An 18,607-nucleotide genomic window follows, 5' to 3' on the forward strand; every position below is an offset into this window, starting at 1 on the left:
ATGGAGGGGAGGCGACGGTCGAGTAACTGCGCTTCTACGTGTCGCGCGGGGGCAACTCCGAGAGCGCGGTCTCGCGCATGATGCGGTCGACCGTGTCGTGGAGGGTGCTGTCGCTGCCGATGACGGTCTCGATCCCGCCGGGAAGGACGTCGTGCTCGCGGTACCAGTCGCGCAGTTCACGCTCGGTGACGGCCGTCAGGTACTCGCGATCGGCCTTCGAGGCGTGACGGACCAGCGTCTCGTCGATCGGGATGTCGAGGTAGTAGCAGCGGGTGACGCCGCGGTGGTCGCCCACCAGGCGTGTGAGCATCGCTCCGTAGTGATCGGCGTACAGGATGCCTTCGATGACGACGTGGTAGCCGGCGCCGAGTGCGTACCGAGCCACGGTGTCGATCAGGCCGATGTTCGCGCCGCCGGGCCGGTCCCGTTCGCGCAGCACGATGCGGCGCAGGTTGTCCTGCGCGACCACGGCCAGGCCCCGACCGAACCGGTCCCGGATGCCCGCCGCCACCGACGACTTGCCCGAGGCCGAATTTCCCCGAACGACCACGAGCCGGGTCTCCGCGCTCCCCGCAGGCGCCCCGGCCGCCAGGAGTCCTGGGTGGCTCGTGGTGCTCATGCCGGCCATCCGACGACGGACAGCGGGCGGCCGGCGGTGATCCGGGCGAGCGCGTCAGCGGTGTAGCCGACGATCGGCTCCGGAAGGCCGTCCAGCGGCCAGAAGCGGAGGGCGGCGCACTTGTCCGGTTCGCGGTTAGTGATCTTGCCGGTGTACGCGCACGGAGTGAAGAACAGTTGGAGGCGTCCGGCGCCGTCGTCGGCGTCGAGGTGGTGGAGGGTGTGCACCAGGTCGAGGTCCTCCTCCCGGATGGTGATGCCGAGTTCCTCGTCGGCCTCGCGGGCCATGCCGGCCAGGACGGACTCTCCCGCTTCGAGGTGGCCGGCCGGAGTGTGCCAGTGCCCTTCGGCGTATGTGGTATTGGCGCGCTGTCCGAGCAGCACCCGGCCGTTCTCGATCACGACCAGGTGCACTCCGACACCCAGGGTGTGCGGCACTCGACGTCTCCTTCCCAGGGGGTGAGGGAACCGGCGCAGGGAGCGCCGCCGGTTCAGGGCATGGCAAAGCTGCGATCAATCTGGTGATCGTTCGTCGTACGTGAGTGCGTAGGCAGGTGTCCCACCGTAGGCGGCCCGGCGGGGCCGCGTCGGCGTGTCGTGGCAGAAGCCACACGATCCGGTGAACGGCCCCAACTCGTCATACTGGTACGGCGGTTGCGGGTCGAACAGGGCAGTGTGCCACGGGGTACTGACAATCGCGCCGTGCTCGGCGGGAGGCGGGCGTTCACGTCTCCGCCAGGGCGGTGACCCGGCTCCGGAGGCGCTCGGTGTCGCGGGTGCTTCCGAGGTTTTCGTACTGCCGGAGGCTCGCGGTGTACCAGTCGCGGGCGGTGTCCGGGAGGCCGGAGCGTTCGGCGGGCCTGTCCGAGGAACTCGGTGGCGTAGGCCGTCCAGTGGTCGTGGCCGAGGTCCGTGAACTCCCGGCGGGCCTCGCTGATGGTGGCGACGGCGAGGCCGTGCTCGCCTGCCAGGGACTGCGCCTCGCCGAGGAAGACCTTCGCGCGGGCCATGTTCAGCGGGTCGGGCGGGGCGAGCGAGCCGAGGTCGACGATGGCCTGCCACAGCAGCGGTACGCCGAAGTCGGTGTTGCCCTGGCGGGCAGCGGCGGAGCCGAGGAGGATCTTGGCAAGGTCGGCACCGCGCCGGTCGTCGAGGTCGGCGTAGAGCTCGATGGCGCGGGTGAGTTCGGGTTCGGCTGCGGCGTACCGCTCGGCGTCGTAGAGCGTGGCGCCGATTCCGGCGGTGCACTGGGCGATGCCGTGGGGGTCGTGGTCATCGGTGGCGAGAGCGAGGGCCTCTCGGTAGAACCGGCGGGCTTCCTCGTGGTCCCCGGCGCGCTTGTGCGAGATGGCCAGGGTGGTGGTCATCTCCCGGATGGCCATGTGGTGGCCCCAGATCCGGGCGGAGGCCAGGCCCAGCTCGTGGAAGGCAATGCTGAGGTCGGTGCGCCGCAGGCGGTGGAACAAGGGCCACAGGTCATGGGTCAAGACGACCAGGGCCTGGTGCTCGCCGAGTTCACGGGCAGCGGCGAGGGCCGATGGTATGGCGGGGGCGATGGCCTCCAGCCAGTCGAGGCCGGCGCGGTCGTCGGCGATGTGCACCGGCTCGGCAGGGTGGTGGCGGTGTTGGCGCGGCAGGACGAGGTGGTGCGGGGTGAGGCGCTGGACGGTCTCCTGGGCGGTGGCGATCAGGTAGTCGAGGCAGCGCTGCACGATGAGCAGGCGTGTGTCGTCCGAGCTCCGGAACAGCTCCGGGACGCCGGGGCGGATGCGGTAGACGTCACCGCGCACGGGCTGGCGGCCGGCGTGCTCCAAGAGGTGCCGGGCTGCGAGTTCTTCGAGCAGCTGCCGGGTGTGGGTCGCGGGGGTGGCGGTGGCGGCGGCCACCGTGAGGTGGTCAAGGTCAGGCGCGGGGATTAACGCGGCGAGCCGGAGAAGGCGTGCTTCGCTTTCGGGTAGCGCTGCGCAGGCGACGGCGATGGCCATCGGAACACCGTCCAGTTCGGGCGCAGCAGTCAGCACGGGGTGGGAAGCGAGCGGGCGAGCGGGGGTGAGGACGGCTTCGCCGGCGGCCAGCCCCAGGGCCAGCGGCATACCGTCGCAGGCCCGAGCGAGGGCTTCGGCAGCGGCCGGCTCTCGCTTCTACGGCCTTGTCCGTCAGTATCGACGCCGGGCGAAGTCACCGGTGATAGATGCAAAATGCGCGGCCGAAGCCGGTCGCCAGATCATTGCTGGCCCCCGGGCGTTTCTTAGGCGTCCGGGGGGATCCGGACCTTCGTCCATTGAACTCCATCGAATATGGGACCGAAGTATTCCACTTCGCCCTCGGAACGCCGGACCGTGGCCGATATTTACGACCTGCTCAGCGGCCGTGCTCTCTGATCACTTCGCTGCAGCAGCCTCCGCGCGCGCTGCGGTAACCGCCTCGATCACGGTACGGGCAGCCTCCTCTGGAGAGGTGTGCTCCCAGAATCGCAGCACCTTCCAACCGGATTGCTCGAGAAGTCGAACCGTTTCCCGGTCCCGAGCCTTGTTTCCCTCGATCTTCTTAGCCCAGAAGCTCTGATTCGTCTTAGGCAGCACACCTCGGTGCTCGGTACAGCCATGCCAGTAGCAGCCGTCCACGAAGACGGCCACCTTCTCCGTCCTGAAGACGACGTCCGCCGTGCGACGGAGGGACTGTACCGGCCGAGCCGAGACCCGAAACCTGAATCCCTCGCGGTGCAAGAGTGATCGGAGTCGCAGCTCGGGTTTCGTGTTCTTCCCCGTGTTCGCGCGCATCGACTTCCGCGTCGCCGGAGATGACGCCCACGAGCTTTCGGGAACCGGCTCGGTCGAGAGCAGCCCGGCTTCATCGGCCAACCGCCAACCGGCGCGTAGGTTCTCGCCGCGGGTGGGGCGGTCGACGTCCCCCAGCGGAACCCTCGACTTGCGACCGTCGACGGACCACTGGAGAACGGCCTTGATCCGTCCGGTTCGGCTGGATCCGTTCAGTACCACGGTCGCGCGCTGCAGGCGGCCCCCGCCCGTGTCCACCAGCCGGTGGTCGGCGCCTCCGGCGGCACGGTCTTGTTCCCGAGCCCGTTGTGTCCTGTCGAGCCCTTGGCGTGGACGCCACGAACGGTCGGGTACGGCTTTCTTCGATGCCCCGGCCGCGCTCTTCGCTGTCACTGATCGTTCCTCGACTGTCAATGGTGCGCTTCGATATTGACGATACGGCCGTAGATCCGGCTATTGCAGCCCTACACGGACTAGTCCGGCCGGAACGGGGAGCTGGCGCCGAAGGGTCGGATTCGCCGCGATGAGGACATTTGCCTCATGCATGGTCGATATGGGACAGGCGTCGACCTCTGGGGCTGGAGCAACACGCCACCGGTTCGGCGGATGTTGGACCTTGCCGGTACCGTCTTTGCAACGCAGTGCGAGCGAAGGGGGGCCTGTGGCATCTCGAGTGGTGTCGTATGAGCTGGATTCGGACACGATCGTCCAGTTTGAGATCGAGCCGACGGAGGAGTGGCAGCAAGTCCGTGCCGATCAGGTCTTGGGGCGGGTCCAAGAGGCGGTACGGCCAGCCGTCGAGGCTGCGCGAGCCGTGCTGGATCAGGCTGTGAGGCTCAGCCCTTCCGAGGTCGAGGTGTCGTTCGGCATCAAGGTGAGCGGCTCGGCTAACTGGCTGATCGCCAAGGCTGACACGGAGGCTAACTTCGGAGTGAAGCTCACCTGGCGGCCCGGCCAGAAGCAGGACGGAGGCGAGGACGGAAGCCTGGAATGACCACGGCGTTCCCGAACGGCCCTCGGCCAAGGGCGGACGGCTGGGTCGCAGCAATTCACGAGACGGAGCGAGATCGGCAGCCTCTCGGTTCAGGATTCCTGATCGACGCCTATCGAGTGCTTACGTGCGCTCACGTCGTCATCTCCAACCGTGCGCCGCGTAACGAACTGTGGGTGGCCTTCCCGAAGGTCCTAGAGTTGATGCTGGATCGGTTCAAGGTCCGTCAAGTGATCCCGCCTGCCCTGGATGCCCAGGACGAGCAGGATGTAGCGGTCCTGGTCCTTGAACAACCGGTGTCAGAGGAGTTCGCTGCGCAGCTACGTCGGCCGAACCCTAGGGACCTGGCCGGCAGTCAGTGGTGGTCTTTCGGCTTTGCGGACGGTGCTTGGGGGAGCTCGGCGACCGGCACGATCGGCGAGGAGATCGGCTACGGCTGGGTCCACTTGGACACGGAGTCGAAATCTCATGTCCGGCCGGGCTTTAGCGGAGCTGCGCTATGGTCGGCCGACTATCAGGCCGTCGTCGGGCTGGTGGGCCAGGCGCAGGGAATTAGCGGGCATGCCCGCGCGCTCACGATGCGGGCGGTCGACCTGTTCCTGCCGGACGAGAAGCTGCACCTGCTCACCGACTGGTCCGTCGAAGCTGCCGGCGATGCCGCGCTGTCCGCTTGGGGCTGGACCCTTGCTGACGACCCCGAATCCGGGCGGCACTGGCGTCCTCGCGCCCGAGGGGTGAGTACGGACGCCGAGCGGGGTTTCCGCTTCCGTGGCCGAACAGCGGCGCTGAGCGCGATCGTTGCCTGGATCACGGGCCAGACCGGTGACCGTCGGCAGGTTTTGCTGGTAACCGGCTCGCCTGGTGTCGGTAAGTCCGCAGTGCTGGGGCGCATCGTCACCACCGCCGATCGGGGAATCGCGGAGACTTTGCCGCCTGAGGACGACGCGGTGCGCGCGCCAGAGGGATCCGTAGCGTGTGCGGTTCACGCCAGGGGCAAGACGGCGTTGGAGGTCGCACAGGAGATCGCCGCTGCTGCGTCCGCTCCTCTGCCCGACAGCGCGGACGACCTGCCCTTGATGCTGCGAAGCGCGCTCAGAGAGCGACCTCAGCGGGGCTTCGCCGTCGTGATCGACGCTCTGGACGAAGCCGTCACGCCTGAGCAAGCACGGACGATCATGCGGAGCATCGCGATCCCTCTCGCAGAGACGTGCGTGGATCTCGGCGTGCGAGTGGTGGTCGGAAGCCGACGTACGGACGACGCCGGTGACCTCTTGGCCCCCTTTCGCAACGCCATCGAACCCGTGGACCTCGACAGCCCCGAGTACTTCGCGCAGGAGGACCTGGCCGCCTACACGCAGGCGACCCTGCAGTTGCTCGGCGACGAGCGCCCGGACAGCCCATATGGTGAGCAGACCGCAGCCATCGCAGTGGCCGAGCGAATCGCGCTCCTGGCGCACGGCAACTTCCTGATCGCCGGACTGGTTGCACGTTCCCACGGCATGCACGACCGACATGCGATCGACCCGGCGCGTGTTTCCTTCACGCCGACCGTCGACGCTGCGCTACGGGACTACCTCGTTCTGCTACCGACCGTGGACGGAATCCCGGCCGTCGACGTGCTCACTGTCCTGGCATACGCGGAGTCCCCCGGACTGACGATCGACCTATGGCTCGCGGCCGTCCAGGCCGTAAGCGGCCGGGCTCCCAGCGCGAGTGGATTGTTGGCCTTTGCCCGATCCTCAGCAGCCAACTTCCTGATCGAATCAAGTGATGCCTCTACGCCTTCGGGCGCTTTCCGGTTGTTCCACCAGGCACTGAACGAGTCCCTTCTCAGGCCACGTGCCGCGGCCAGCGCGACCGAGAGCGACGAGTGCGCCATCACTCACGCCTTTAAGTGCTTGGGCCGCACCGACCACTGGAAAAGCGCCCCGAGTTACCTGCTTAGTTCGCTACCTCGGCATGCCGTCCGCGGCGGTGTCATCAACGATCTGCTGGACGAGGACTCGTATCCCCTTTATGGCGACTTGCGCCGCTTGATTCCAGCCGCGAAGGCGGCATCCTCAGCCACAGCGCTGGCCCGTGGCCGTCTGCTTCGCAAGACGCCACAGGCGCTCGACGCGGCACCGGCAGATCGAGTCGCCCTTTTCAGCGTTACGGAGGCACGGGAGCATCTGGGCAACACCTATCGCAAGGTCACGCTTCACGCTCCGTATCGAGCGGTCTGGGCGGTGGGATCGACTCATGCGGAGGAGATCGTTCTCGAAGGCCACACCGACTGGGTCAACACGTTGTGCTCGGTTTCGGTGGGTGATCAAGCGCTCCTCGCCACCGCCAGCAGCGATACGAAGGTTCGGTTGTGGGACCCCGAGACCGGCGATCTGCTCCGTGTCCTCGAAGGACATACCGGCGCAGTGCTGGCTCTGTGCTCGATCCCGGTAGGTGACCGAACCTTCCTCGTTTCCGGTGGCAACGACAACACGGTTCGGCTCTGGGACCCCGAAACCGGCAAACCGCTGCATGTCCTCGAAGGACACACCGGAGCAGTCAGAGCGACGCACGCGGTCCCGGTGGGTGACCGTACCGTCCTCGTCTCGGGTGGCAACGACAACACGGTTCGGCTCTGGGACCCCGAGACCGGCAAACCGCTGCATGTGCTTGAGGGGCACACCAAGTGGGTCAACACCGTGTCCGCGGTCCCGGTCGGCGACCGAACGCTTCTTGCCACCGCCAGCAGCGATACAACGGTTCGTATGTGGGACCCCGAGACCGGCGAGTTGCTTCGCGTTCTCGAAGGACACACCGAGTGGGTCAACACCGTGTGCTCGGTCCCGGTGGGTGACCGTACCGTCCTCGTCTCGGGTGGCAACGACAACACGGTTCGGCTCTGGGACCCCGAAACCGGCAAACCGCTGCGTGTGCTTGAGGGGCACACCAAGTGGGTCAACACCGTGTCCGCGGTCCCGGTCGGCGACCGAACGTTCCTCGCCACCGCGGGCGACGACCGAACGGTTCGTCTCTGGGACCCCGCCACCGGCGACACGCCCGGCACCCTCGAAGGCCACACTGGCGCCGTACTGGCCTTGTGCGCAGTCTCGGTGGGTGGCCGAAGTCTCCTTGCCACGGCCGGCGATGACAACACTGTTCGCCTCTGGGACCCCGGTACCGGCGACGCGCCCGGCACCGTCGAAGGTCACATCGGCGCCGTAGCCGCTCTGTGTACAGTCTCGGTAGGCGGCCGGAGTCTCCTCGCCACCGCGGGTGGTGACGACACGGTCCGCCTTTGGGACCCGAAGACCGGCCACGTGCTGCGTACCCTCGAAGGACATAACGACTGGATCAGGGCCGTCTGCGTCCTCCCGGTGGGCGGCCGAACTCTTCTCGCCACCGCCGGCGATGACGACACGGTTCGCCTCTGGAACCCGGACACCGGTGTGATGCTGCGTGTCCTGGGGCATGCCAGCGGGGTCAACACCGTATGCGCGGTTCCGATGGGCGGCCGAAGTCTCCTCGCCGCCGGCGACGACCGAACGGTTCGCCTTTGGGACCCCGAGACCGGCTACATGCTGCGTACCATCGAGCGGACGAAGTGGGTCAACACCGTGTGCTCGGTTGTGGCGGGCGACCGGAATCTCCTCGCCACCGCGGGGGGTGACGAGCTCGTGCGCCTTTGGGATCCCGACACCGGCGACATGGTGCGCACCCTCGAAGGACATACGAGCAGAGTTAACGCCGTGTGCTCGGTTCCGTTGGGAGACCGAACGCTCCTCGCCACCGCGGGCGACGACCGAACGGTTCGTCTCTGGGACCCCGCCACCGGCGACACGCTGCACATCTTCGACGGGCACACCGGACCGGTGAGGGCCGCGTGCGCCATTACGTCGGGTGACCGACCGCTCCTCGCCACCGCAGGCGATGACCGTACGGTCCGCCTCTGGGACCCCCGCACGCCGTACTCGGTCATGGCGATTCCGGTCCACTCACGCGCCTTGTCCATCGCCGAAACCGAGGGACTCATCGTGATCGGTCTGGACGACGGGATCTTGGCACTGTCCATCGCGCAGCCGACGGCACCGTCGACACATACTCCGCTTTCCGGAGAGTCGCACGCCGCTACGCGCTGGAGAGCGCCTCAGCCTCAGCAGGAAGCCGAGGTCCCACGCGATGAAGACTGATCGTGACCTTGATTCCGTCTCTGAGACCTCTACGCGACCACTAGCGTGTACCTGCTATACGACGAGGACTCGCCGGCGCAGGTTTTCGCTTGCGCTCGCAGTGTCTGCGGGACGCGCCGCCGGAGCCCCGAGTACCCGAGGGCATAATCAGCTGTATCGAACGAGAACGGGGAGCGGTCGACTCGCATGACCGATGAATTCGACGGGATGTACGACACTTTCAGGGCACTCCTCGACTCCTTCACACCTGCCGAGTCGGTCAAGCGACTGCAGCAGTTCGGCATCGCTCCTGAGATCGTTCAGCAGATCCGCGAGCGGCACGAGCAACAGACGTTCCGCATCAAGGAACTGGAAGAACCGCACTCAGTGGTCGACGGCGACCGCTACACCTGGTACACGGGCCCACGGCCGAGTGACAAGTGCTGGCCCGCGATCGTGAATCTGCTCCGAGAGGACCGCTGGCCACAGGATCCGGCGATTAACAGCCTGGACGACTCCTCGACACGGATCGTCTCGTTGCTGAACCACCCGCGGGAGCAGGAGTTCTCCACGCGCGGCCTGGTCGTCGGTCACGTGCAGTCGGGAAAGACCACCAACTTCACGGCCGTGATGGCCAAAGCCGCGGACCGCGGCTACAAGCTGTTCATCGTCCTCGCCGGCATCCACAACGGTCTGCGCAGGCAGACGCAGGCGCGCCTCGTGCAGCAACTGGTGGAGCCCAACCCGACCATGTGGTCTCAGCTCACCGGTCTGGACCAGGACTTCACGCCGCGGGAGAACCCGGCCTCCTACTTCGGAAAAGCCAATCGGACACATGTTCTATGTGTCGTCAAGAAGAACGCGGCCGTGCTGCGCAAGCTCGCCCGTTGGCTCGACAAGGCGTCGGCCTACCTCCAGGACTGTCCCGCGCTGATCATCGACGACGAGGCCGATCAGGCGACCGTCGCCACTAAATCGATCAATCCTCTGATCCTCGACATCATGCGTAGCCTGCCGAAGTCCGCGTACCTCGGCTACACGGCCACGCCGTTCGCCAACCTGCTGATCGACCCGGCGGCCGAGGACTTGTACCCCAAGGACTTCATCGTCAACCTGCCCAAGCCTCAGGGGCACTTCGGGACCGAAGTCCTCTTCGGCCGTGATGCACTGGACGGAGAAGACCCGGAGCAGGTCGACGACGGCTTCGACATGATCCGGCTGATCCCGGCCAGTGACGAGAAGCGCGTACGGCCGCTATCGCGTCTCGACGTCGACGGCTTCGTGCCGGCCATCACCGACACCCTACGTAATGCCGTCCGGTACTTCTGGATGGTGACGGCCGCCCGGCGAGTGCGTGGTACGGGCAATCCCCACAACACCATGCTCATTCACACGAGCGTCAACACCGCGGTACACAACAGCTTCAAAGCACCGTTGGAACACCTCTGCAGGAGCGCGAAGGAGAACCTGGGCGATCCGGTCTTCGTTACCGAGCTGCGGGCGTTGTGGGAAGCGGAGACCGCACGAGTTCCGGCCGAGGATCTCGACGAGACGAAGGTAGAGTTCGACGAACTGCTGCCGGAAGTCCGCGGAGTGCTGGACAGCTGCCGTGTCATCATGGACAACTCCAGCAGTGAGGACCGGCTCGACTACGAGAACGGTCCTATCGTGGCCATTGCCGTGGGCGGCAACACGCTTTCGCGCGGGTTGACCCTGGAAGGTCTCTCGGTCAGCTACTTCGTCCGCGCCGTTTCCGCCTACGACACGCTGCTGCAGATGGGACGCTGGTTCGGGTTCCGGCGCGGTTACGCCGACCTCCCCCGGATCTGGATGACGGCTGAACTGGCCAAGTGGTTCCGGCACTTGGCGACCGTAGAGGCGGAGATGCGCCTCGATATCGACCGTTACATGACCGAAGACGAGACGCCGCTCACCTTCGCAGTCCGGCTGCGCACCCACCCGGCACTGCGAGTTACCGCAGCGGCCAAGATGCGGGACGCGGTTACGGCCGCCTCCTCGTACGGTGGGAAGCGTGTGCAGACGCACTACTTCCACACCAATGCCGAGTGGTTGCGGGCGAACCTCTCCGCGGCATGTAGCTTCGTCGACCAGGCCGCAGCGAACGCCGTTCGGCGAGAGGAGCGACCCGCGGAGGGCCGGTTCATCTTCCGAGACGTTCCGCACGACCTGGTGCTGGACTTCCTGCGCGACTACCGTTTCCACGAAAAGTCACCCGAGAACGATGGCGGACTGATCAGCGATTACGTTCGGAAACGCGTCCGCACCGCCGGTTCGCTGGGTCGGTGGAACGTCGCCATCGTCGGAACCCCGGTCGACTCCGAGGGCTCGAACCTCTTCGAGTTCACCCCCGGCATTGCCGTCGGACGAGTCAATCGTGCCCGACTCGCCCCCGAGCAGGGCGCCTCAGAGGCCGACTTCGCGGACATCAAGACGCTGATGAGCCGGCGAGATGCCGCGATCGACCTGAGCGGGGAGATCTCCAAGCTCCCGGAGAAGGAAATCATGGCCGAGCGCCGGCGTCAGTTCCCGGACACCGGACTGCTCGTGCTGTACCCGATCGACAAGACGTCTGAGCCCGATCCCTCGAAGGATCGTCGTCGATCCGCGCTGCACCCGACCGCACCGGCCCGCCGCGCGGCGTTGAACGCCGAGGAGCACGTCATCGGCGTCGGCATGGTCTTCCCCGATCCGAGGGGCAACGACAGTGAGGTTGTGAAGTACATTTCCGCCGACCTGTCCGGGGTCGACATCGAGGAGGAAGACTTCAGCCTGCTCGATGGCGAGGAAGCGTGAGGGAAACCATCTTGCGCGACGTCGTCGACGAACATTGGTCTGCTCTTTCGACCGAGCCGGCCTCCGGTGAGCGTCGCCTGCGTGTGTCCGAGCTTCCCGTCGCCACCGTCAACGGCTCGCTGGCCGTGGCGATCGACCACGACGGGCATCGCCATGTGTTGGTGCCGATCGCCTCGCAACAAAGAGTTCGACGCGGCCTGGACGGACCGGTGCTCCGACTGAGTAAGCGTGCCCTGGAGGACGAGGACAGTTACCGGACGTACGCGGACCTAGGTTGCCTGCGCAGCGATCTCGAGGATCTGTTCACCGTTTTGTGCGGGGACGTGCTCGCCGCAGCGGCTGCTCTCTCGGACAATCCCCTCAAGGCGCTCTATCGTGTACTCGACCGTTGGAAGGCGCTGTTCCAGACGAACGGTGCACCCCTTGGGATCGAACAACTTGCCGGTCTGTTCGGTGAGTTGACGGTTCTCAACCGTCTACTCGAACAAGACCCGAGCGCACATCGGTTCTGGCGGGGTCCTCACGGGCACCGCCACGACTTCGCGTCTTCGTTCACCGCGATCGAAGTTAAGTCCTCTATGAGAGGCGAAGGCCGCCGCCCTCGTATTCACGGCCTTGACCAGCTCGAAGCCCCAACCGGAGGGGCTCTCCATCTCGTCTGGTACCGCCTTGAACGCGCGACTGAAACGGGCACGGCGTTCGCGGACCTGGTCAACCGCGCGTTGCGACTCTGCGACGACGAGAGCGCCCTGTTGGCTTTGCTCGCCGGGGCGGGGTACCGCTCTTCCGACCTCGACCGCTATCACGACGTCCGATTCGCCATAACCGAAGAACGCTGGCACGAAGTGGATGCCGACTTCCCGAAGCTGACAGGTCGGGATCTGGCCCGAGCGGGGATTCCCGTCGCCGCCCTCGACGTCGAGTACACCATCGACCTCTCCGGTGCAGTGCCGGCCCCGATGGATGCCGACAAGGTCACGGAGGTTCTGCGCGCTGTGATGGAGGAGCCCGTATGACCGAGCCGCGCTGGTTCTCCCAGCCTTACCCCCCGGAAGGCGCGAGCGCCGCCGAAGGCATCCGCAATCAGCTCGGCCGTCCGGAGCTCGACCTGCTCACCATCCTGGTGCGTGAATCCGCGCAGAACAGCTGGGACGCGCGGCAGACGGACTCGTCGGAACCGGTCGACTATCGGATCGACCTTCGAACGGTCGGTCCTGCCCACATAGGTGCATGGCGCGAACTGGTTCTGAACGGCGCACCCGTCACAGCACACCTGCCGCTCCGGGACTCCCTCAAGCACGGCACGGCCTGGATGATGGCGATCTCCGACCGCGGTACCAAAGGCCTCGGCGGACCCACCCGAGCCGACAATGCGATCGGCGATGATCGCGACTTCGTCTCCTTCGTTCGCAACATCGGCGAGCCACGCAACACAGTGCTCGGCGGGGGTACCTACGGCTTCGGCAAGGGCATCTTCTACCTTCTCTCCAAGTGCGGCACGATCTTGGTACACACCCGTTGCCGCACGGGGGACGGGACCTATGAGAGCCGGCTCATCGGTTGTGCCCTGTGGAAGAGCTACGTCGCCGACGAACCGGCCGGAGAGCGTCGGTACACCGGTAGGCACTGGTGGGGCGACGCCTCGGGAGAGGTCATCGAACCGCTCGTCGGTGCCGAAGCCGAGTCGATGGCCCGACGTCTTGGCCTCAGGCCGTTCGGCCCACAGGAGACCGGCACCACCATCGTGGTCATCGACCCTCTGCTCGAGGATCTCCAGCCGGCCCAAGCAGCGGACTATCTCGCGGAGACCGCTGCCTGGCATCTGTGGCCCAAGATGATCGCCACCGGCTCGGGACAGCCCGCGATGCGCTTCACCGTCAGCTGCGACGGCAGAGACTATCCCGTCCCGGATCCGCGGCAGACCCGCCCGCTCGACATGTTCGTCGCCGCCTACGAAGCCATGATCGGACCGGACGGCACCGACGTCGAGTGCGGCAGACCCAGGAGGTTTCTCGGCAGGATGGGGCTGGTCACCCGCATCATGCTGCCTCTAGAGCCCACTCGCGCCTCTCGCATGCTCGGCATCGAGGACCTCATTCATCACGTCTGCCTCATGCGACCGGCCGAGCTGGTCGTCACCTACCACCCCGGCCCCAAACCGCCGAGCGTAAACCAGGGATACGCCGGAGTGTTCCGGGGAGACCCGGGTATGGACGACGTCTATGCGAAAGCCGAGCCACCGACCCACGACGCCTGGAACCCTCAGTCGCTCGAGTACCCCGAGAGCACCTTCGTCCGGACCACGTTCCGACGCATCCACGAGGCCGTTGACGGGCTGCTCACACTCGGCGGGACTGCCCGGGCCGGCGCAGCCAAGGTGGCGCTAGGCGCAGCCAGTTCACTCTTCTCAGGTCTTGTCGGAGGCGCCTGGGGAATCGGCGGGGCCACCGACTACGGCAGACCCGGCAGCACGGCAACCACGTCCTCACGCACCTCGGAGATCGACGAACGGGAGGCACCGGAGCCGACAGACAACGATCACGTCCCGACCGGCACCGGCTCTGCGGCTACTCTCCCGGCGGCGGATCACAGATCGGGAGGCGACTCAGACATCGGTACCGTAGGCAGTGCGGACACACCTACCTATGGCACGGAGTCGACGGCTCGCCGCCGCCCACGCGTGCAGTACGTGGGCGAGCCCTATTACGACGACCTCGCCGAGACGACCGTACTCGTGCAGGAGTTCAGGCTGCCCGTACCCGGACGCCAACGCGTCCGAGCCGATCTGGCGGTCACGCTGCCGGGCAGCGGCGGACGCGAAATCGATCCTCCGCTCGGCGCACAGATGCCCGAGCTTCTCGGCTGGCAGGACGCCGACGGACGATTGCACGTTGGCCCGTCCTGCGAGATGGACGGAAGCGATGTCGTATGGCGGGCCGTGGTCCGTCCCGCCCCCGACACCATGACCGAGATCGACATCAAGGTTGCGGCGGTGACGACCCAGTGAGCCGCCGAGCACTCCCGTACCGGATCCCCTCAGAGAAAGTCGTCCACACCGACCCCTGGGTTCTGGTCACCGACGACGGCCAGGTTCCCATACCTGAGGCGCTGCCCGACTGGGACTATCAGATGGACCTTCGGCTGCGCCGGACCGTCCGGATCGACCAAGACCAGGCACGTACCCAGGCCGGGCTGCCGCCGAGCGCCGCGCTCATGGTCGCCGCCGTTTGGACGGCCACCGGCTCCAATCTCAGCGGGCCGGCCCAGCACGTCCGCTTGGCAGGCAGTGGCTTGGTTACGATCTCGCTCGACGTCGTGCTCCGAGGGGCGGACCTAGGCGGTCTGCTTCTACTGGACACGGCTCTCGTTCTCGCAGGACGTCGAGGCGACGGGCGGCCCTCATCTCCGCGCCGAGCCGGATCGGTCTTGTGGAGCGACCGCGCGTCGGTGCGCCTTCAGGGCGATGCGCCGCAATTCCCCATGGCAGTGATCGACTTCGCGCGGACCTCCTTCCCGGACCGCGCGGCCTGGCACCTTCAGATCAGCGGCAACCTGGAGAGCGCCACCATGGGCTCACTCCTTTTGCTCGTCAACGAGCGGAATACCGTAGTCGCCACTGCCTTCGAGAACGCCGGCAAGCCACGCGACGTCGACAGGATCGTCCTGTCCGCGGTGTATGCGGACACGGCCCGGACCATGATCGAATGCGCGCTGTCCCATGAGGAATTCGTAGAGAGCGCCGACTTCCCCGACGACTCGCTCGGGGCAACTTTGACGGCCCTGTTCAACCAACTCTTTCCCGGGCGTTCGATCAACGACATGCGGCTACGCCGGCAGCAGTCGCCCAGCCTGTTCGCCTCGGATATCCAGGAGGCCGTCAAGATCTTCGAGGTGTCGCAATGAGCTTCCTCTACCCCCGGCTGCTCGCCGGTCAGGCCCGCCCGCTCTTCGAGGAGTATCGCCACCTCTCGCCTGCCGAACTCACCGAGCGTGTGGCCATCACCCACTCCTCCGCCGTGTACGTCGCGACCGGCGGCGACCGGATCTCCGAAACCCGACTCAAGCGACTGCGCGGCCTGGTGGTAGACCTCGCCACAGAGGCCGGATTCCCGAACCGATCCAGTCGCACGTCGAACGCCGAGTTCGATATCCGACTGGCGGCGTTGCTGCACTCCGAGATGGGCCTGGTCCCTGCGGAGGCCGCTTCGCGGGACGTGTGGGCCTTCCTGGCCCTGGTCCTGCTGCCGGACGTCGCTTATTGGCGCTACCCGGACCCGCCCAGAGACCGCGTCCTCGGCAGTGACCTTACCCGGCACGTCTTCGGTCGCCTGTGGTGGCGGGCCCAGCTCGTCCACTCCTCCGATGACCCCGATCCCTATGGCGCGCTCAGGATTCTCGGAGAGGCCGCTTTCGACCAGATCTATGCCCGTCGGGCTGCGCTCGGTGGAAGCCCGTACACGGTCAAGGCGATCCTGCGGGTGTGGAACGGTCTCGACCTGCGCGGCCTGAGTGAGCGCGATACCTTGCGCGACTTCCTTAAGAGGCTGCTCCGGCTTGCCCCCTTCGTCCTGTTCGACGGCATCGAGGAGCAAGCTCTCGACGAGGAGCTTCAGGCCGTGGCGCAGGAGTCGGTAGCGGCGCTTCTGCGGGCGGCTTCCGCGGAGAAGGTCGAGCCGGAGCCCAAGCCGAACGCGGTGTCGGGTTTGATCCCTGCACCAGCCCCACCACCGGCACGGTTCACGCCCCCGGCAACGGACGAAACCCGACATGCAAGGCGACGCTTCACCTCCCTGGAAATTTGCGCCGGAGCCGGTGCCCAAGCACTCGGACTCGAGCGGGCGGGGTTCGACCCCGTCATGCTGCTCGACCACAACCGCAAGGCCTGCGCCACCATCAGCCTCAACCGCCCGCACTGGGACGTACGCTGCGGCGACCTCGTCGAATTCGACCCGCTGGAGTACCCGAATCTGCTCAATGTGGACTTGCTCAGCGGGGGCCTACCGCGGATCAAGTCGGCAGCCGCGGTCCGGCGGGCCGACGACACCGAGGCGCGCAAGGTGCTCGCCGCAGCCCTTCGGTTGTTGACTCTCGTCCGGCCGAAGGCACTCCTGCTGGAGAACCTCCCGGACCTCTTCGACAGCCCCGACTTCGCCGCCGACCGATCCTCGATCGAATCGGAGCTGACCCAGGCCGGATACCATCCCAGCTGGACGGTCCTTAACGCTGCCGACTTCGGCGTCCCCCAGAACCGGCGAAGCGCGTTTCTCGTGGCTCTGCTCGAGCCTTATAACTCGGCCTTCTCCTGGCCGGAGCCGACCGGCAAGCCCACACGCACAGTCGGTGAGGTGCTCCGCACTTCCATGGCCGCCAACGGCTGGCCCGGTGCCGAGCTGTGGTGCACGCGCGCCGATCAAGCGGCACCCGCGCTCGTGGGCGGGTCCGAGAACCGAGGTGGGGCGGACCTCGGCCCCACCGGCAGCAAGCGCGCTTGGGCGAACCTCGGCGTCGACGGCAACAGCCTCGCCGATGATCCCCCGGATGCCGGTTTCCCGATCGACGGGAATCCCAAGATCACGGTGCGGCAGGCGGCGATGATCCAGGCAATCCCCGACGACTGGCAACTGGCCGGCGGCAAGACCGCCGAGTACCGCCAGGTCGGCCATGCTCTGCCGCCACCGCTAGCCGAGGCCATCGGCCGCGCGCTCGCCCGCGCCCTCAGCACAGGCGAGGCGGTCCTGGGGCACCTCACACAGGTCCCCACCCGGTCCAGTGACAGTCTCGCCGGCTAGCATAGGGGCCGACCCGAGTCCGCGACGTGGGAGAGCGGAAGGAAACCGAAGCTCTCCTCTCCCTGAGCCCCGCAAGGAAACCGCGTGTCCACGCCCTTCAAGATCATCGACCTGTTCGCCGGCCCGGGAGGACTGGATATGGCGGCGAGGGCGTTGGGAATCCCGGTTGTCACGGGCATCGAATGGGATGAGGATGCCTGTGCTACACGCCAAGCAGCCGGTCTGCCGACGGAGCCGGTGGACGTACGCAAGTACAAGCCGGCCCAGTTCCGGGACGCCAACGTGCTCGTCGGCGGGCCGCCGTGCCAAACCTTCACAGTCGCCGGTAACGGCGAGGGCAGGGCGGCGCTAGACCAGGTTTTCGAGTTCGCGAAGCGCTACGCTGCGGTGCAGCCGGGTCGGCACGACGAGGAGTTCGAGGCGATTCGGCGCGATCTCAAGCAACTCAGCGACGAGCGCACCGGGTTGGTCCTGGAACCGCTGCGATGGGCGCTTGAAGCTCTCATCGACGGAAGGCCCTATCAGGCGATCGTCCTTGAGCAGGTTCCGGCAGTACTCCCGGTCTGGGAGGCGTTCGGGGAGATCCTGAAGAGCAAGGGCTATGCGGTGGCCAAGCCGGGCATTCTCCACACCGAGGAATTCGGGGTGCCTCAGACCCGTCGGCGTGCCATTCTGATCGCTCGTTGGGCGGGCGACGGCGCTCAGCTAAAGGGGGACCCGGAGCTTCCCACCCCTTCGCATCGCCGCTTCCGCAAGGGGGTTGAGCGACACGCGGGGGACTCGTGCCGTCTGCCTTGGGTGACAATGCAGGAGGCACTCGGACGCGGTGACAGCTTCGAGGTGGTGTCCAACTATGGCACCGGCGGCGATCCCAAAGCGAGAGGCCGCCGCCGGTACGACGAGCCGTCGGCGACTGTGACCGGCAAAGCTTCGCGCAACAAACTGGTGTGGGGTGAGCAGCCTCTCGGAACGTTTTGCCTGACGGAGTTGGGTGCACTCCAGACCTTCCCCCGCGACTACCCCTGGCGGCGGCACAATGGCGATGACGTCCACGCTCCAGGCGCACGGAGCGTCATCGGCCAGCAGATCGGCAACGCCGTACCTCCGCGGCTTGGTATGCACGTCCTTGCCTCAGCGCTCGACATCTGCCGCGAAGAGCTAGAAGCCGCTATCAAGCTCCAGTACGACTACTGAGCCTGCGGGTATCGGCGACAGGTGAAACGAGGAGCACGGAGGGCGGATCAAAAGCGGGCAGTGCGTGATCTCTCGATCATCCTGACTTCCGGGTATTGGAGGCAGAAGCCGTTCTTACCGATCATGCTGGACATGGGTTCGGTTGGGGCAGCTCGGTCGGGTGATTTCCGGCTGGTGCGCGCATGAAGACAGGGCCTCCTGATCGGCTCGGGGTTGTCGAAGTCCGAAGCCCAGGAGGCCGCGGTATCCCCTGAGCGCTTGCAGGGGATACCG

General features: G+C 66.4%; 12 protein-coding genes. 8 read left to right on the plus strand and 4 right to left on the minus strand.

What is annotated here, in order from left to right; translation table 11 throughout:
- Nucleotides 1-34: 34 nt before the first annotated feature.
- From AB2U05_RS27730 to AB2U05_RS27745, 4 genes are all read right to left on the minus strand, one after another.
- A complete protein-coding gene (locus tag AB2U05_RS27730; protein ID WP_369184535.1) occupies nt 35-619 on the minus strand; it encodes an AAA family ATPase in 585 nt (194 codons plus the stop codon).
- Nucleotides 616-1,056 (minus strand): NUDIX domain-containing protein, encoded by a 441-nt coding sequence (locus tag AB2U05_RS27735; protein WP_369184536.1) that lies wholly within the window; start codon nt 1,054-1,056, stop codon nt 616-618. The genes AB2U05_RS27730 and AB2U05_RS27735 overlap by 4 nt, the downstream gene beginning before the upstream one ends.
- A 53-nt stretch (nt 1,057-1,109) precedes the next feature.
- Nucleotides 1,110-2,711 carry a tetratricopeptide repeat protein gene (locus AB2U05_RS27740; RefSeq protein ID WP_369184537.1) on the minus strand — a complete coding sequence of 534 codons (1,602 nt, stop codon included), beginning with the start codon at nt 2,709-2,711 and terminating at the stop codon, nt 1,110-1,112.
- 288 nt (nt 2,712-2,999) lie between these two features.
- Nucleotides 3,000-3,788 carry a very short patch repair endonuclease gene (locus AB2U05_RS27745; RefSeq protein WP_369184538.1) on the minus strand — a complete coding sequence of 263 codons (789 nt, stop codon included), beginning with the start codon at nt 3,786-3,788 and terminating at the stop codon, nt 3,000-3,002.
- A 283-nt stretch (nt 3,789-4,071) separates the two neighbouring features.
- Here AB2U05_RS27745 and AB2U05_RS27750 point away from each other — a divergent pair, with 283 nt between their 5' ends.
- From AB2U05_RS27750 to AB2U05_RS27785, 8 genes are all read left to right on the plus strand, one after another.
- A complete protein-coding gene (locus AB2U05_RS27750; protein ID WP_369184539.1) occupies nt 4,072-4,389 on the plus strand; it encodes a CU044_2847 family protein in 318 nt (105 codons plus the stop codon).
- Nucleotides 4,386-8,558 carry a trypsin-like peptidase domain-containing protein gene (locus AB2U05_RS27755; protein ID WP_369184540.1) on the plus strand — a complete coding sequence of 1,391 codons (4,173 nt, stop codon included), beginning with the start codon at nt 4,386-4,388 and terminating at the stop codon, nt 8,556-8,558. Before AB2U05_RS27750 ends, AB2U05_RS27755 begins: the two co-directional genes overlap by 4 nt.
- A 186-nt stretch (nt 8,559-8,744) precedes the next feature.
- Entirely contained in the window at nt 8,745-11,351 is a 2,607-nt protein-coding gene (locus AB2U05_RS27760; RefSeq protein WP_369184541.1) for a Z1 domain-containing protein, read from the plus strand.
- Nucleotides 11,348-12,367: a PD-(D/E)XK motif protein gene (locus AB2U05_RS27765; RefSeq protein WP_369184542.1), complete on the plus strand. Its 1,020-nt coding sequence runs from the start codon at nt 11,348-11,350 to the stop codon at nt 12,365-12,367. The genes AB2U05_RS27760 and AB2U05_RS27765 overlap by 4 nt, the downstream gene beginning before the upstream one ends.
- Nucleotides 12,364-14,358 (plus strand): hypothetical protein, encoded by a 1,995-nt coding sequence (locus AB2U05_RS27770; RefSeq protein WP_369184543.1) that lies wholly within the window; start codon nt 12,364-12,366, stop codon nt 14,356-14,358. Before AB2U05_RS27765 ends, AB2U05_RS27770 begins: the two co-directional genes overlap by 4 nt.
- Entirely contained in the window at nt 14,355-15,254 is a 900-nt protein-coding gene (locus AB2U05_RS27775) for a hypothetical protein (protein WP_369184544.1), read from the plus strand. Before AB2U05_RS27770 ends, AB2U05_RS27775 begins: the two co-directional genes overlap by 4 nt.
- Nucleotides 15,251-17,140 (plus strand): DUF6339 family protein, encoded by a 1,890-nt coding sequence (locus tag AB2U05_RS27780; protein WP_369184545.1) that lies wholly within the window; start codon nt 15,251-15,253, stop codon nt 17,138-17,140. Before AB2U05_RS27775 ends, AB2U05_RS27780 begins: the two co-directional genes overlap by 4 nt.
- A gap of 84 nt (nt 17,141-17,224) precedes the next feature.
- Complete coding sequence (locus AB2U05_RS27785; protein ID WP_369184546.1) at nt 17,225-18,334, plus strand: DNA cytosine methyltransferase; 1,110 nt, start codon at nt 17,225-17,227, stop codon at nt 18,332-18,334.
- Nucleotides 18,335-18,607: the final 273 nt, after the last annotated feature.

The organism is Streptomyces sp. Y1 (assembly GCF_041053115.1).
Classification (GTDB): domain Bacteria; phylum Actinomycetota; class Actinomycetes; order Streptomycetales; family Streptomycetaceae; genus Kitasatospora; species Kitasatospora rubellomurina.

Coding starts and splice junctions, on each gene's coding strand:
- AB2U05_RS27730 (WP_369184535.1), bottom strand. CDS start 619: ATGAGCACCACGAGCCACCCAGGACTCCTGGCGGCCGGGGCGCCTGCG.
- AB2U05_RS27740 (WP_369184537.1), bottom strand. CDS start 2,711: ATGCCGCTGGCCCTGGGGCTGGCCGCCGGCGAAGCCGTCCTCACCCCC.
- AB2U05_RS27755 (WP_369184540.1), top strand. CDS start 4,386: ATGACCACGGCGTTCCCGAACGGCCCTCGGCCAAGGGCGGACGGCTGG.
- AB2U05_RS27760 (WP_369184541.1), top strand. CDS start 8,745: ATGACCGATGAATTCGACGGGATGTACGACACTTTCAGGGCACTCCTC.
- AB2U05_RS27770 (WP_369184543.1), top strand. CDS start 12,364: ATGACCGAGCCGCGCTGGTTCTCCCAGCCTTACCCCCCGGAAGGCGCG.
- AB2U05_RS27780 (WP_369184545.1), top strand. CDS start 15,251: ATGAGCTTCCTCTACCCCCGGCTGCTCGCCGGTCAGGCCCGCCCGCTC.